Origin of the sequence: Nocardioides carbamazepini, from assembly GCF_024614185.1 — a bacterium.
Lineage (GTDB): Bacteria > Actinomycetota > Actinomycetes > Propionibacteriales > Nocardioidaceae > Nocardioides > Nocardioides carbamazepini.
Genome location: NZ_JAHTLF010000013.1, coordinates 610,303 through 624,291, shown reverse-complemented (window position 1 = coordinate 624,291; position 13,989 = coordinate 610,303). Strand labels below are relative to the sequence as shown.

Below are 13,989 nucleotides of genomic sequence, written 5' to 3'. Positions count from 1 at the left end.
GCCGGCGCGGTGGCCCCCCCCCGGGCCGACTCCCCCCCGGGGGGGGGCCTCGCGGCCCACCCGGGGGCGCGCGCCCACCCCCCCCAACTCAGCCGCCCCCTGTCAACCCGCCCCACGCCCCCCCCGGGGCTGGGGGGTGGGGTGTCTGGGGGCGCCGCCCCGTCCGGCGGGCTGGGGTTCCCAGCGGGGGGGGGGGGGGGGCCGGCCGGTGGGGGGCCCACACCCCGGTCGTGGTCGGTCAGCCGACCTTCGCCTGGCACGTGGGCGTGCTCGCGGCGGGTCCGCCGTCGCAGATCTGCTCCCAGGTGAACATGCCCAGGTCGACCGCCTGCTGCACGATCTCGCCCGGGTCCTTGCCGTCCTCGAGGTGGATCAGCGTGGTGTCGAGCTTCGCGGTCGGGATGTCGTCGGTCCCGTTGTTGACCTCGTCCTGGACCAGGTCGGACGGCGGGTCCTCACCCTTGATCGCGGCCAGCGTGATCTTCGCGGCCGCCTCGGCCTCCACGGAGAACGCCTTGAGGACGGTGTCCTCCTGGTCCCCGGTCAGCATGTACTGGAGACCGGTCAGCTCGGGGTTCTGCCCGCCGTACACGGGGATCTCGACCTTCTGGCCCTTGAGCGCGGCGATGATCCCGGACGCGTTGCCGTCGTAGAAGCCCAGGAAGGCGTCGACGTCGTTCTGCGTCTTGGTCAGGCACTGCTCGGCGGCCTTCTGGGCGTTGTCGGGCGCCCAGTCCTTGATGTAGTCCTCGCAGACGACGTTCAGGGTGCCGTCGTCGATGAGCGGCTGCAGGATCTCGTCCTGCCCGCGGAGCATCTCGGTCGTGTAGACGTCGCCCTTGTTGCCGTACTGGCGGGCGAGGTCGACGGCACCGCTGCCGAAGGCGCCGGCCTCGACCCGGCTCTTGAAGTACTCGGCCTGCTGGATGCCGACCTTGTAGGGGTCGAAGATCACCTGCGCGTACATCGGCCCGTTGAGCGGCGGGTTCTCGTAGCCGATCACCGGGATCTTGGCAGCCGCGGCCGCCTGGAGCAGGCCGGCACTCGTGTTGGGGTCGGCCGCCACGACGACGAGGGCCTTCGCCCCGGCCGAGATCGCGGAGTTCGCCTGGGACAGCTGGGTGGCGGAGTCCCCGCCGCCGTTGACGAACTTCACCTCGACGTCGGGGTCGAGGGCTTGCATGGCCTTCTCGAAGTCCGGGCCGTCCTGCTGGATGTAGCGGGTCGGAGTGGTGTTGGGCGCCATGAAGTAGACGAGCGTCTTGCCCGAGGACGAGCCGTCCCCGGAGGAGCCGCCGTCGTCACCGCCGCAGGCGGCCGTCACCAGGCTGAGCCCGGCCACGATCGCGACGAGGCCGACCTTGGCCCGGGCCTTTCTACTGCCTTGCATCATTTTCTCCTTCGAGGGGGACGGACCCGGCCGGGTGGCAGGGATGTCGCTTTCGCCCAGAGCCCCCGAGCCGACTCATGGGATGCGCGGAACTGAGCGGTCAGGAGCGCACGTCGTTCAGGTCGGCGGTGATCTGGAGCGCGAGGTGCTTGGCGTAGACCCGCACCCAGGCCAGGGGACCGCCCATGAACCAGAAGCCCGGCTGACCGGTACGGCGGTAGAGCCCGCCGATCTCGCCGTCCTCGCCGATCCCCAGGACCGAGGGGAGGCGGTCGGCCACGCCGTCGCCGAAGAGGCGGCGCGCGGTCTCGCGCATGTTCGAGTAGCCGGTGGCCAGGACGACGAGGTCGGCGTCGAGCTCGCGGCCGTCCTCGAGCTTGATGCCCGATGGGGTGAACTCGGCCAGCCCGGAGCCCTGGGCGAGCCCGATCCTGCCCTCGGCGATCAGGCCGGACGCGCCGACGTCGATGTAGTAGCCGCCGCCCTTGGCGAGGGCGAAGCCCATCAGCCCGGTGCCGTCGGGGCCGTCGTTGAGCCGGAAGCCCACCGCCTCGAGGGAGGCCAGCAGCTCGGCGTCCTTCTCGGCGGTCTGCTTCACGCCCTCCTTGGCGGCCTCGAGCACGAGGGGCCAGGGGAAGGCGCTCGCGAGGAGGTCGGCGTACTCCGTCGGCGGGCCCGACTCGGTGAAGTTGGCCCCGAAGATCGCCGGGATGCCGTGCTGCTGACTGATGATGTGGGTCGAGGAGCGCTGCACCAGCGTGACCTCGGCGCCTGCCTCGTACAGGTCCTGGGCGATGTCGTGGCCGCTGTTGCAGGCGCCGACCACGACGGCCTTCTTGCCGGCCCAGCTGCCGCCCGAGCTGTGCTTGCTCGAGTGGTACGACGTGCCCTGGAAGCCGTCGCGCCCGGGGAAGTCCGGCACGTGCGGCTCACCGGCGGCGCCGGTGGCGAGGACGACGTTGCTCGGCCGCAGGGTGCGCTCGCCCTCCGGGGTCCGGACGGTGAGCGTCCACGCGCCGGCCTGCTCGTCGTAGGTGGCGTCGGTCATCTCGGCCGAGCACCAGACGTTGAGCTCCATCGCCTGGGCGTAGAACTCGAACCAGTCGGCGATCTTGTCCTTGGGGGAGTAGATCGGCCACGACGGCGGGAACGGGAGATAGGGCAGGTGGTCGGCCCAGACGGGGTCGTGCAGCACCAGCGAGTGGTAGCGCCGACGCCAGCCGTCGCCGATCCGCTCGCTCTTCTCCAAGATGAGCGCGTCGACGCCCATCAGGCGCAGGTTCGCCGCGAGGGCGAGGCCTCCCTGGCCGGCGCCGAGGATCACGACCTCGGGCTCGCGGTCGGTGTAGGTCTGCGCGTCCTCGCGCTTGTCCTTCCAGTTGCGCTGCGTCGTGGCTCCCGCCTCGTGCCGCGGCCCGGTGGGACGGCGGCTGCCGAGCGCCCGCTCGTGGCCCTTGAGGTCCTCGACCCCGGTCATGACCGTCCAGGCGCGCCAGCCGTCCTCGCCCTGCCGGATGCGGGCCACACCGCGGCACCAGGCGCCGGACGTCTCGAAGGTGAAGAAGCCCTCGATCGTGCCGCTGCCACCGTCCTCGGGAACGAACCGGGGGCCGAACTCGGTGACCAGCCGGACCTCGGACACCTTCGCCTGCTGCAGGTGCTCGTCGAGGAGCCCGGCGATCTTGTCGGTGCCCTGGTAGGTCCCGAGGTCCCAGCTGAGCGCGAGGAGGTCGCGCCACCAGCAGCCCCCGTCGAGCAGGCCCGCGGTCGCGGCGGTGTCCGCCGTCGTCATCGCGTCCGCGAAGTCGGCGAGCCAGGCGGCGAAGGCCGCCGTCACCTCGTCAGGAGACGAGTCGGTGTCCACCCTCACGTGAGTCCCTCCTTGTGGGCCGCGTCGGCCCGGATCGTCCGACCGAGCGATCGCTCGGTCGGCCAGGAGTGTTGCACACGTCACACGTCCAGGGGAAGGGCTTCCGGACCGATCGGCGCCGCCGATCTGCATCCGTGTCGCCCGTCGACGGCGTCCCCGGGCGCCGTACTCATGAGTAGGTGTGCGCTGTGCCGAGCGTCATGTCGCACCCGGGAGAGGCCCTACTACGCTGGCACCGTGACCCACTTCGATGTCCTCGTCCTCGGTGCCGGCCCCGGTGGGTACGTCGCCGCGATCCGCGCCGCCCAGCTCGGCAAGTCCGTTGCCGTGATCGAGAAGAAGTACTGGGGCGGCGTCTGTCTCAACGTCGGCTGCATCCCGTCGAAGGCGCTGCTCAAGAACGCCGAGCTCGCGCACACGCTGACCCACGAGAAGGCGAAGTTCGGCATCGAGGGCGACGCGACGATGTCGTTCGGCCCGACGCACGCGCGCTCCCGCCAGGTGAGCGCCGGCATCGTCAAGGGCGTCCACTTCCTGATGAAGAAGAACAAGATCACCGAGATCGACGGCTGGGGCACCCTGACCGGCCCGAAGGCGGTCTCCGTCGCGCTCAACGACGGCTCGAGCGCCGAGTACACCTGCGACAACCTGATCATCGCCACGGGCGCGACGGTCCGCACGGTGCCGGGCGTCGAGGTCAACGGCAAGAACATCGTCAGCTACGAGGAGCAGATCCTCGACGAGTCGGTGCCGTCCTCGATGATCATCGGCGGCTCGGGCGCGATCGGTGTCGAGTTCGCCTACGTGATGAAGAACTTCGGCGTCGACGTCACCATCGTCGAGTTCCTCGACCGGATGGTGCCGACCGAGGACGCGGACGTGTCCAAGGAGCTCGCCAAGCACTACAAGAAGCTCGGCGTGAAGGTCCTCACCTCCACCGCCGTCAAGGGGGTCGAGGACACCGGCTCGGGTGTCAAGGTCCGCGTCGCCCCCGCCGCCGGTGGTGACGAGCAGGTGCTCGAGGCCGACAAGTTCCTCGCGGCCTTCGGCTTCGCGCCCCGCGTCGAGGGCTACGGCCTCGACGTTGCCGGCGTCGCGCTCACCGACCGTGGCGCCATCGCGATCGACGAGTACTGCCGCACCAATGTCGAGGGTGTCTACGCCATCGGCGACGTCACCGGCAAGATGATGCTCGCCCACGTCGCCGAGGCGATGGGCATCGTCGCGGCCGAGCACATGTCCGGCGCCGAGACCATGCCGGTCGAGTACGACTTCGTCCCGCGCGCGACGTACTGCCAGCCGCAGATCGGCTCGTTCGGCTACAGCGAGGCGCAGGCCAGGGAGAAGGGCTACGACGTCAAGACCGCGTCCTTCCCCTTCACCGCCAACGGCAAGGCCATGGGCCTGGGCGAGGCGGTCGGCTTCGTCAAGATCGTCGCCGACGCGGAGTTCAACGAGATCCTCGGCGCCCACATGATCGGCCCCGACGTGACCGAGCTGCTGCCAGCCCTCACCCTGGCGCAGAAGTGGGATCTCACCGCCGACGAGGTGGGCCGCAACGTGTTCGCCCACCCGACACTGTCCGAGGCGGTCAAGGAGGCGATCCACGGGATCGCCGGCCACATGATCAACCTCTGACGACATGAGCACCGTCCGGCCCCCGTCCCGCTCCGGCGCGCCGGGGGTCGGTGCGTTCCTGTCCGGCCCGCTGCGCCACCTGCTCTGCTTCATCGCCGTCGGTGCGCTCATCGTGTCGTCCGGCTGCTCGGCCGGCAGCGATGAGGCGGTCGACCCCGCCGTGAAGGAGTCCGGCAGCCCCGTCCCGGATACGAGCTCGGCGCCGGCCTCCCCCTCGGCCCCGCCGGATGGGGGTGGTGACCGGGTCGCCCACTACGAGCAGGTCGTCGCGGCGATCCCCGATCCGGAGTCGATCACCTTGCTCGTCGTCGCCGGCGCCGACCGTGCGGAGGTGGCGCAGGTCCTGGGTGTCGACCTCCAGGCCCCGATCGAGGACGCGTGGGCCGGTGAGCTGACCATGACGGGCTGGGCGCTCCTCGACGTACCGGGCGGCGTCCTGGGGTTCGAGCCCACCGGGTACGGCGACCCGGCGCTCGGCGCCCTCCGGAGGCTGTCCGCCGACGGCCGCGCCGCCGCGGTGGCGCGGACCAACATCGACGCGATCGAGCGGTTCGGCGCCGCCCGGGGCGGGGCGCTGGTCTTCGACGACGACGAGTACGTCTACATCGAGGACCCGGCGAGAGTGCCCGCGGAGCTCCGACCGCTCTTCGACCTCGTCTGGGACGACCTCGAGGGCGACCTGGTCGTGGGCCCGGACTCCTTCGCCGTGGCCCTGGCGATGGGCGAGGTCGTCACCGGGGTCGTGCTGACCGCGGAGGACATCGCGGCGGTCACTGAGGCCCAGCTGTACGCGGCGCCGAGCCTGGTCTACGCGGGCACCGACGGGGGCTGAGGGTTGCCGGCCCGTCAGGCCTGAGGCAGCACCCGGCGCAGGAACTCCCGGGTCCGGGCCTGCTCCGGCGTCCCGAGCACCTGCGCGGGCGTGCCCTCCTCCACGATCCGTCCGCCGTCGAGGAAGCACACGTGCGAGGCGACCTCGCGGGCGAAGCCCATCTCGTGGGTCGCCAGCACCATCGTCGTACCGGCGTCGGCGAGACTGCGGACGATGTCGAGGACCTCACCGACCAGCTCCGGGTCGAGGGCGGCGGTGATCTCGTCGAGCAGCAGGAGGGCGGGGTCGGTGCACAGTGCCCGGACGAGCGCGACCCGCTGCTGCTGGCCGCCGGAGAGGCGGTCGGGGTGCTTGTCGACGTGCTCGTCGAGACCGAACCGCGCCAGCAGGTCGCGCGCCTTCTCCCTCGCTGCGGCCGGGGACAGCCCGTGCACCTTGCGCGGGGCGAGGGTGCAGTTGTCGAGGACGCTCAGGTGGGGGAACAGGTTGTAGGCCTGGAAGACCATCCCGATGTCCCGGCGCACGACGCGCGGGTCGACCGCCGGGTCGGAGATCTCCCGTCCCCGGAACTCGATGACGCCGTCGTCGATCGGCTCGAGCAGGTCGAGGCAGCGCAGCAGCGTGGACTTCCCGGAGCCGGAGGAGCCGATCAGGCACACGACATCGCCCGAGGAGACGCTCAGGGACAGGTCGTCGAGGACCACCCGGCGGCCCGGCTCGTCGTGCCGGGCATAGGTCTTGCGGAGGTTCCGGACCTCCAGCAGCGGAGCCATCACAGTCCTCCTGCCCGCTCGCGCCGGGCCAGGCGCCGCGCCAGGACGTCACACAGGCGCGCCAGCGGCACGGTCATCGCGATGAAGAAGAGCGCGGCGACGACGTACGGGGTGAAGTTGAAGTTGAAGTTGCCGTAGTCGGCCGCGGCGAAGAGGGCGTCGAAGAGGCCCACCGACGCGACCAGCGCGGTGTCCTTCTGCAGCGAGACGAAGTCGTTGAGCAGCGGGGGTACGACGCGTCGCACCGCCTGCGGGACGACCACGTGTCGCATCGTCTGGGCCCGGGACAGGGCCAGGGCCTCGGCGCTGGCGAGCTGAGAGGGGTGCACCGACTCGATGCCGGAGCGGAACACCTCCGCGACGTAGGCGGAGTAGGAGACGACGAGCGCGACCGTGGCCCAGAAGAAGATGCTGGTCGGGATGCCCTCCAGGCCCAGCGCCGGCATGCCGAAGACGAAGAGGAACACGAGCAGCAGGGTCGGGATGCCGCGCACGACGTCGGTGTAGAGCACCGCGAGGCCCCGCAGCGGCACCAGCCAGGCGGACTGGGCCTGCCGGAGCAGCGCCAGCGCCAGGCCCAGGACCAGGATCAGCGGCTCCGCGATCAGGAACATCCGGACGTTGAGCCAGAACCCGTCGACGATGCTGGGCAGCGACTCCCTCGCGTGATGCAGGTCGAGGAAGGTCGCGCGCACTCTCGGCCAGCCCGGCGAGAGCACGAGCGCCGCGCCCAGCACGCCGATCACGACGACGGTCGCGGCGCTCGCGACGACCACGCGATGCCGCCGCTGCCGGGAGCGGGTACGCCGCCGCGCGAGCTCGCGCTCGCTCGGTCGCCAGTCCGCCGCGGGTGCGCCGGTGCTCACGGCAGCTCGGGCACGCTCACGACGTCGGACAGCCACTTCTGCTCGATGTCCGCGAGCGTGCCGGCCTCCTCGAGCGCGGCGATGGCGCCGTTGACGCAGGGGAGCAGCTCGTTGCCCTGCTCGAACAGCAGGCCGAACTCCTCGGGCTCGCCGCCGTCGTACTGGAACTGGCCGAGCAGCGTGCTGTTCTCGATCTCCGCGGCGCTGATGTAGAACGCCGTCGGGAGGTCGGCGATGATCGCGTCGACCTGGCCGTTGAGCATCGCCTGCTTGGCGTTGTTGGTGTTCTGGAACACCAGCGGGTCCTGCTCGGGCTGGATCACGTCGCGGATCGCGGTCAGCGACGTCGTACCGGTCTGGGCACCGATCTTGAACTTCGCGAGGTCGGCCAGCGACGTCGCCTTCGCGGCCGGGCTGTCCTCGAGCACGATCACGGCCTGCGCGGCGGAGTAGTAGCCGTCGGAGAAGTCGACCGCCTTCTCCCGCTCCGGGTTGACCGAGATCTGGTTGATGTCGAAGTCGAAGTCCTTCTTGCCGGGCTTGTAGGAGTTGTTGAAGGGCACCGTCACCCAGGCGACCTGGTCCTTCGAGAAGCCCAGCTCCTCGGCGATGGCATAGGCGACGGCGGACTCGAAGCCCTCGCCGTTGGTGGGGTCGTCGTCGACGAACCACGGCTCGTACGCGGGGGAGTCGGTGCCGATGGTCAGCATGCCGTCCTGCACCAGCGGCAGGTCGGCGACGGCGCACTCGTCGGCGCCGGCGCTCTTGCCGCTCTGCTCGGGCTCGTCCTCCGCCGGGGCGCAGGCGGCGACCGCGGTGGCGAGGAGGACGGCGGCGACGGGGGTCACGACTCGGGTCAGGCGCATGGCAGGAATCGTAGGGCCGGGCCCGCGCTGCAAGAATGGCGGCCATGACGCGCGTCGTGATCGTCGGTGGGGGACCCGGTGGCTACGAGTCGGCCCTGGTGGCCGCCCAGCTCGGGGCGGAGGTCGTGGTCGTCGACTCCGACGGGGTCGGTGGGTCGGCGGTGCTGACCGACTGCGTGCCGAGCAAGACGCTCATCGCGACGGCTGAGGTGATGACCGACCTCAGCGAGGCCGGCGAGCTCGGCATCGACGTCGCGGCACCCCGGGTCGACCTCGCCCGGGTCAACGCGCGGGTCAAGGCGCTGGCGCTCGCCCAGTCCGCCGACATCGGGAGCCGGCTGGTCCGCGAGGGGGTCAGCGTCGTCCACGGCCGCGGCCGCCTCGACGGCCCGGCGCGGGTGGTGGCCACCTCGGCGGACGGCACCGAGACGGCGTACGACGCCGACGCGATCCTGGTCGCGACCGGAGCCACCCCACGGGTGCTGCCGACGGCCCAGCCGGACGGGGAGCGGATCCTCACCTGGGAGCAGGTCTACGACCTCGCCGAGCTGCCCGAGCACGTGATCGTCGTCGGCTCCGGCGTCACCGGCGCGGAGTTCGCGAGCGCCTACCAGTCGCTCGGCATCGCGGTGACCCTTGTGTCCTCGCGCGACCGCGTGCTCCCCGGGGAGGACCAGGACGCCGCCCAGGTGCTGGAGGACGTGCTCACCCGCCGCGGCATGACGGTGCTCTCGCGCTCGCGGATGCAGTCGGTCTCCCGCGCGGGAGACGTCGTGACCGTCACGCTGGCCGACGGCCGTGAGGTCACCGGCTCGCACTGCATCCTCGCGCTGGGCTCGGTCCCCAACACCGGCGGCATCGGGCTGGAGGCGGCCGGCGTCGCGCTCGACGACGGCGGCTTCGTCAAGGTCGACCGGGTGTCGCGGACCTCCGTGCCCGGCGTGTACGCCGCCGGCGACTGCACCGGCGTGTTCATGCTCGCCTCGGTCGCGGCCATGCAGGGCCGGATCGCGATGGCGCACGTCCTCGGCGACGCCGTCCAGCCGCTCGACCTCGGGGTGGTGGCCTCCAACGTCTTCACGTCGCCCGAGATCGCCACGGTCGGCGTGACCCAGCAGCAGGTCGACGCCGGGGAGGTGCTCGCGGAGGTGGTCGTGCAGCCGCTCGCCACCAACCCGCGCGCGAAGATGCAGGGCATCGTCGACGGCTTCGTGAAGCTCTTCGTCGCGCCCGGCTCCCGCAGTCTGCTCGGCGGCGTCGTCGTGGGGCCCCGTGCCTCCGAGCTGATCCACCCGATGGCGCTGGCCGTCACCGAGCGGCTCACCGCCGACCAGCTCGCCCAGACCTTCACCGTCTACCCGTCGATCAGCGGCTCCATCGCCGAGGCCGCCCGCCGCCTCCACCGTGTCTGATCGGTCGGTCCTGGCGAGTGGTGAAACCGCACCACGGCCGACGCACCCGCCCCACGTCCCACCTGCGACAATCGCGCCATGCGCGTTCACCTCGGCTGCGACCACGCCGGTCTCGAGCTCAAGTCCCACCTCATCGGCTGGCTGACCGAGCACGGCTACGAGCCGGTCGACCACGGCCCGTTCGTCTACGACGCCGTCGACGACTACCCCGTCTTCTGCCTGCGCGCTGCCGAGGGGGTGCGCGCCGACCGCGAGGCGGGGCTCGACAGCCTCGGCGTCGTGATCGGCGGCTCCGGCAACGGCGAGCAGATCGCGGCCAACAAGGTCGAGGGCATCCGGGCCGCGTTGGCGTGGTCGGAGCAGACCGCCACCCTGGCCCGCGAGCACAACGACGCCTGGGTCGTCGCCGTGGGCGGCCGGATGCACACGCTCGAGGAGATGACGCGGCTGGTGGAGGTCTTCCTGGCCGCCCCGTTCCCCGGCGACGAGCGCCACGTGCGGCGCATCGGCCAGCTGTCGTCGTACGAGACCACCGGCGCGCTGCCGCCCCTGCCCGAGTCCGCTCTCGGGCACGGCCGGGCCTGATGCCCGAGGGTCACACCCTCCATCGCCTCGCCGGCGAGCTGACCGCGGTCTTCGGGGGGAGCCGCGTGCACGTCGGCAGCCCCCAGGGCCGCTTCGCCGAGTCGGCGGCCCAGCTCGACGGTGCCCTGCTCATCGACGCCGAGGCCTGGGGCAAGCAGCTGTTCGTCCGCTTCGAGGGTGAGCGGTTCGTGCACGTCCACCTCGGGCTCTACGGCACCTTCGCGGTCCACGACGACCTGGAGCCCGGCACCGAGGTGCCGCTGCCGATCGGGCAGGTGCGGCTGCGCCTGGTCCGTCCGGCGACCCCGACCCGCCCGGCGGCGTACGGCGACCTGCGGGGCGCGACCACCTGCGCGCTCGAGACCGCGGCCCAGCGCGCCGCGGTCGTCGCCCGCTCCGGGCCCGACCCGTTGCGCGCCGACGGCGACCCCGACCGCGCCTGGGCTCGGATCAGCAGGAGTACGGCGCCGATCGGGACCCTGCTGATGGACCAGGGCGTCCTCGCCGGGGTCGGCAACGTCTATCGCGCCGAGGTGCTCTTCCGGCACCGCATCCACCCGCTGCGACCGGGTCGCACGCTTCGCAGCACGCAGTGGCGTGCGATCTGGGACGATCTGGTCGTGCTGATGGGGGAGGGCGTGCAGACCGGGCGGATCGACACCGTCCGGCCCGAGCACACTCCCGACGCGATGGGGCGGGCGCCGCGGGTCGACGACCACGGTGGCGAGGTCTACGTCTACCGCCGTACCGGCCAGCCGTGCCACGTCTGCGGGAGCCCGGTCCGCACCGAGGTCCTCGGCGGCCGCAACCTGTTCTGGTGCGCGCGCTGCCAGCCGGCCTTCCGATCACGTGCCGGTCGCTCCCGGGCATCGCGATGATGGGCGCCGGCCGGCGGTGGGTGCTGACCGACGTCGGCCTCGCGATCGTCCTTGGCGTGCTCGCCACCGTCGTGGTGCTCGGCATCTGGTTCGAGCCCGTCGACGTCCCGGTCAACCTGATCTTCCTGCCGCTGGTTCTCGGCATCCTCTTCCTCAGCAGCCGGGTGCTCACCTGGTTCGCCGGCTACATCCTGCTCATGCTGGTCGCCGGCGGTGTCGTCCAGGACGATCTCTCCCCGCGGATCGCCACGGCACTCGGCGCGATGGCGGCGATCGCGCTGCTGGTCATCGTGATGTCCCTGCGACGCGGACAGCTCGGCGTCGGCCCGCTGCGCGGACAGTCGATGCTCGTCGACCTGCGCGACCGGATCCTCGCGCAGGGCGAGATCCCGGTGCTGCCGGAGGAGTGGCTCGTCGAGTCGGCGCTCTCGTCGGCGGGCGGCTCGCCGTTCGCGGGCGACTTCGTGGTCGTCACCGCGGCCGACCGCGGCCGCCGGATCGAGCTGGTCGTCGTCGACGTCTCGGGCAAGGGCGAGGCCGCCGGTACCCGCGCACTGCAGCTCTCCGGCGCGATGGGCGGCCTGGTCGCGGCGCTGCCGCCCTACCGCTTCCTCCCGGCCGCCAACGACTACCTCCTCCAGCGTTCCTGGGAGGAGGGCTTCGCGACCGCCGTCCACGTCTCGGTGGACCTGACGACCGGTGCCTTCGAGCTCCGCTCGGCCGGCCACCCGCCGGCGCTGCAGCGCGAGGCGGGGTCGGGCCGCTGGAAGCCGCTGCGCCCCGAGGGACCGGTCCTCGGCATCGTCGACGACGCGGAGTTCGACTGCCACCACGGCCGGCTCGCGCCGGGCGACAGCCTGCTGCTCTACACCGACGGCATGGTCGAGGAGCCGCGGCGCGACATCGACCTCGGCATCGACCACATGATGGGGGAGGCCGAGTCGCTGCTGCGCGGATCCTGGGACGGCCTGGCCCGGCGTCTCGTCGGCGCCGTCGGCTCGCCCGGCGACGACCGCGCGATGCTGGTGGTCCACCGGCGCCCCTAGGTTCGCCAGCCGCGACGGCGGCGAAGGTCCGGGTGGCGGCCTCGGTTGGGGCGGGCACCCGCCGGTGTGGCACGATTGCGCGTGGTCATCGGCCGTGTGCGAGCGCGGCCGGACGTCCGGGGATGTAGCTCAATGGTAGAGCCTCAGTCTTCCAAACTGATTACGCGGGTTCGATTCCCGTCATCCCCTCGAAGTGCGGCCCGGCAGCTCGATCGGCGGGCCGTTCCGCGGGGCGTAGCGTAGTGGCTAGCGCGCCTGCTTTGGGAGCAGGAGACCGCAGGTTCGAGTCCTGTCGCCCCGACCGACCAACGCCGACAGATCAACCCCGATCAACCCGATCGAGGCGGGCGCCCCACGGCCCGCGCACCACCCACTGACAGTAGGAGAACACCTGTGAAGAGCGCCGTCGAGACCTTGAGCCCGACCCGGGCCAAGCTGACCGTCGAGGTGCCCTTCGAGGAGCTCAAGCCGAGCCTCGACGCGGCGTACCAGAAGATCGCGAAGCAGATCAACGTCCCCGGCTTCCGCCGCGGCAAGGTCCCGCCCCAGGTCATCGACCGCCAGGTCGGCCGCGGCGTGGTCCTCGACGAGGCCGTCAACGAGGTCCTGCCCAAGGCCTACGTCGAGGCGCTGCAGGAGAACAACCTCACCCCGCTCGCGCAGCCCGAGATCGAGGTGACCAAGTTCGAGGACAACGACGCGCTCGAGTTCACTGCCGAGGTCGACGTCAAGCCCGAGATCGACCTCCCGGCGTACGACGGCCTCGAGGCCAGCGTCGAGGACCTCGCGGTCGCCGACGAGGACGTCGCCGAGCAGGTCGACGCGCTCCGTGAGCGCTTCGGCACCCTCATCGACGTCGAGCGCGCGGCGCAGGACGGCGACTTCGTCGTCATCGACCTGGTCGCCACCAACGACGGCGAGGTCGTCGACGGTGCCGAGATCTCCGGGTTCTCCTACCAGGTCGGCAACGGCGGCATGATCGACGGCCTCGACGAGGCTCTCACGGGCATGGCCGTCGACGAGGAGAAGACCTTCACCACCCAGCTCGTCTCCGGCGACCTGGTCGGCCAGGACGTCGAGGTCGCCGTCAAGGTCACCCAGGTCCAGGAGCAGGAGCTCCCCGAGCTCGACGACGACTTCGCCCAGGAGGCCTCGGAGTTCGACACCCTCGACGAGCTGCGCGACGACGTCCGCGAGCGGCTCACCCGCGGCAAGCGGCTCGAGCAGGCCGCGGCCGCCCGCGACGCCGTCCTCGAGGCGCTCCTCGAGAAGGTCGAGATCCCGCTGCCCGAGTCGATGGTCACCGAGGAGCTCAACGCCCGTCGCGCCAACCTCGAGCAGCAGCTCGTCATGGCGGGCATGACGCTGGAGAAGTACCTCGAGGACGAGTCGCAGACCCAGGACGAGTTCGAGGCCGACCTCGAGCGCCGGGTGCGTGACGCCGTCGCCGCGCAGTTCCTCCTCGACGAGATCGCCGACAAGGAGGAGATGGGCGTCGACCAGAGCGAGCTGACCCAGCACATGATGCGTCGCGCCCAGCAGTCCGGCCAGGACCCGCAGGAGTTCGTGAACCACATGTTCGAGCACAACCACGTGCCCGAGCTGGTGCAGGAGATCCGCCGCGGCAAGGCGCTGCAGGTCCTCGTCGAGGGCGCCACCGTCAAGGACGGCTCCGGCAACGTCCTCGAGCTGAAGAACCTCCAGGCCGACGGCACCATCGGCGAGCCGGCCGACGAGGATGCCGACGAGGAGAACGAGGCCCCGGTCGAGGCCTGATCGCCCCACAGCACGCCGCCGCGGCCCCCGAGCTCTCCGGAGCCGGGGGCCGCGGTG

At 71.5% G+C, this 13,989-nt stretch carries 12 protein-coding genes and 2 tRNA genes; 9 read left to right on the top strand and 5 right to left on the bottom strand.

The annotated features are described in order from the left end of the window. Positions 1 to 238 precede the first annotated feature (238 nt). Together KVF89_RS09855 and KVF89_RS09850 are read right to left on the bottom strand one after the other, a co-directional pair. A complete protein-coding gene (locus tag KVF89_RS09855; RefSeq protein ID WP_257425244.1) occupies positions 239 to 1,390 on the bottom strand; it encodes an ABC transporter substrate-binding protein in 1,152 nt (383 codons plus the stop codon). Between the two features lie 100 nt (positions 1,391 to 1,490). Then, on the bottom strand, positions 1,491 to 3,260 hold the full coding sequence (locus KVF89_RS09850; RefSeq protein WP_257425242.1) for a flavin-containing monooxygenase: 1,770 nt from the start codon (positions 3,258 to 3,260) through the stop codon (positions 1,491 to 1,493). A 237-nt stretch (positions 3,261 to 3,497) separates the two neighbouring features. Between KVF89_RS09850 and lpdA the strand changes: the two genes are divergently transcribed. Together lpdA and KVF89_RS09840 are read left to right on the top strand one after the other, a co-directional pair. Continuing rightward, positions 3,498 to 4,898: a dihydrolipoyl dehydrogenase gene (lpdA, locus tag KVF89_RS09845; protein ID WP_257425241.1), complete on the top strand. Its 1,401-nt coding sequence runs from the start codon at positions 3,498 to 3,500 to the stop codon at positions 4,896 to 4,898. A gap of 4 nt (positions 4,899 to 4,902) precedes the next feature. Continuing rightward, positions 4,903 to 5,730: a hypothetical protein gene (locus KVF89_RS09840; RefSeq protein ID WP_257425240.1), complete on the top strand. Its 828-nt coding sequence runs from the start codon at positions 4,903 to 4,905 to the stop codon at positions 5,728 to 5,730. Positions 5,731 to 5,744: 14 nt separating this feature from the next. On the opposite strand, the gene KVF89_RS09835 is transcribed toward KVF89_RS09840, so the two are convergent. Genes KVF89_RS09835 through KVF89_RS09825 form a run of 3 tightly spaced genes read right to left on the bottom strand, consistent with a single transcriptional unit; the run spans position 5,745 to position 8,235 of the window. Next, a complete protein-coding gene (locus KVF89_RS09835) occupies positions 5,745 to 6,503 on the bottom strand; it encodes an amino acid ABC transporter ATP-binding protein (RefSeq protein ID WP_257425239.1) in 759 nt (252 codons plus the stop codon). Then, entirely contained in the window at positions 6,503 to 7,369 is an 867-nt protein-coding gene (locus KVF89_RS09830) for an amino acid ABC transporter permease (protein WP_257425238.1), read from the bottom strand. The genes KVF89_RS09835 and KVF89_RS09830 overlap by 1 nt, the downstream gene beginning before the upstream one ends. After that, the gene (locus KVF89_RS09825) at positions 7,366 to 8,235 is read right to left on the bottom strand and encodes an ABC transporter substrate-binding protein (protein WP_257425235.1); all 870 of its coding nucleotides are present in this window, start codon (positions 8,233 to 8,235) and stop codon (positions 7,366 to 7,368) included. Before KVF89_RS09825 ends, KVF89_RS09830 begins: the two co-directional genes overlap by 4 nt. Positions 8,236 to 8,279: 44 nt before the next feature. Here KVF89_RS09825 and KVF89_RS09820 point away from each other — a divergent pair, with 44 nt between their 5' ends. The 7 genes from KVF89_RS09820 (at position 8,280) to tig (ending at position 13,932) form a co-directional block, all read left to right on the top strand. After that, on the top strand, positions 8,280 to 9,647 hold the full coding sequence (locus KVF89_RS09820) for an NAD(P)H-quinone dehydrogenase (RefSeq protein WP_257425233.1): 1,368 nt from the start codon (positions 8,280 to 8,282) through the stop codon (positions 9,645 to 9,647). A gap of 78 nt (positions 9,648 to 9,725) precedes the next feature. Continuing rightward, the gene (locus tag KVF89_RS09815) at positions 9,726 to 10,232 is read left to right on the top strand and encodes a ribose-5-phosphate isomerase (protein WP_257425232.1); all 507 of its coding nucleotides are present in this window, start codon (positions 9,726 to 9,728) and stop codon (positions 10,230 to 10,232) included. Continuing rightward, entirely contained in the window at positions 10,232 to 11,110 is an 879-nt protein-coding gene (locus KVF89_RS09810) for an Fpg/Nei family DNA glycosylase (protein WP_257425230.1), read from the top strand. The genes KVF89_RS09815 and KVF89_RS09810 overlap by 1 nt, the downstream gene beginning before the upstream one ends. Continuing rightward, positions 11,050 to 12,156 carry a PP2C family protein-serine/threonine phosphatase gene (locus KVF89_RS09805; protein WP_257425229.1) on the top strand — a complete coding sequence of 369 codons (1,107 nt, stop codon included), beginning with the start codon at positions 11,050 to 11,052 and terminating at the stop codon, positions 12,154 to 12,156. The genes KVF89_RS09810 and KVF89_RS09805 overlap by 61 nt, the downstream gene beginning before the upstream one ends. A gap of 118 nt (positions 12,157 to 12,274) precedes the next feature. Next, positions 12,275 to 12,345: transfer RNA gene (locus KVF89_RS09800), tRNA-Gly, on the top strand. A 39-nt stretch (positions 12,346 to 12,384) separates the two neighbouring features. After that, positions 12,385 to 12,457: transfer RNA gene (locus KVF89_RS09795), tRNA-Pro, on the top strand. A 92-nt stretch (positions 12,458 to 12,549) separates the two neighbouring features. Next, a complete protein-coding gene (gene tig / locus KVF89_RS09790; RefSeq protein WP_257425226.1) occupies positions 12,550 to 13,932 on the top strand; it encodes a trigger factor in 1,383 nt (460 codons plus the stop codon). The last annotated feature ends 57 nt before the right edge of the window (positions 13,933 to 13,989 follow it).

Excerpts from the sequence above, each read along its gene's own strand:
- KVF89_RS09855 (WP_257425244.1), bottom strand. The coding sequence starts at position 1,390 with ATGCAAGGCAGTAGAAAGGCCCGGGCCAAGGTCGGCCTCGTCGCGATC.
- KVF89_RS09840 (WP_257425240.1), top strand. The coding sequence starts at position 4,903 with ATGAGCACCGTCCGGCCCCCGTCCCGCTCCGGCGCGCCGGGGGTCGGT.
- KVF89_RS09835 (WP_257425239.1), bottom strand. The coding sequence starts at position 6,503 with ATGGCTCCGCTGCTGGAGGTCCGGAACCTCCGCAAGACCTATGCCCGG.
- KVF89_RS09825 (WP_257425235.1), bottom strand. The coding sequence starts at position 8,235 with ATGCGCCTGACCCGAGTCGTGACCCCCGTCGCCGCCGTCCTCCTCGCC.
- KVF89_RS09820 (WP_257425233.1), top strand. The coding sequence starts at position 8,280 with ATGACGCGCGTCGTGATCGTCGGTGGGGGACCCGGTGGCTACGAGTCG.
- KVF89_RS09815 (WP_257425232.1), top strand. The coding sequence starts at position 9,726 with ATGCGCGTTCACCTCGGCTGCGACCACGCCGGTCTCGAGCTCAAGTCC.
- KVF89_RS09810 (WP_257425230.1), top strand. The coding sequence starts at position 10,232 with ATGCCCGAGGGTCACACCCTCCATCGCCTCGCCGGCGAGCTGACCGCG.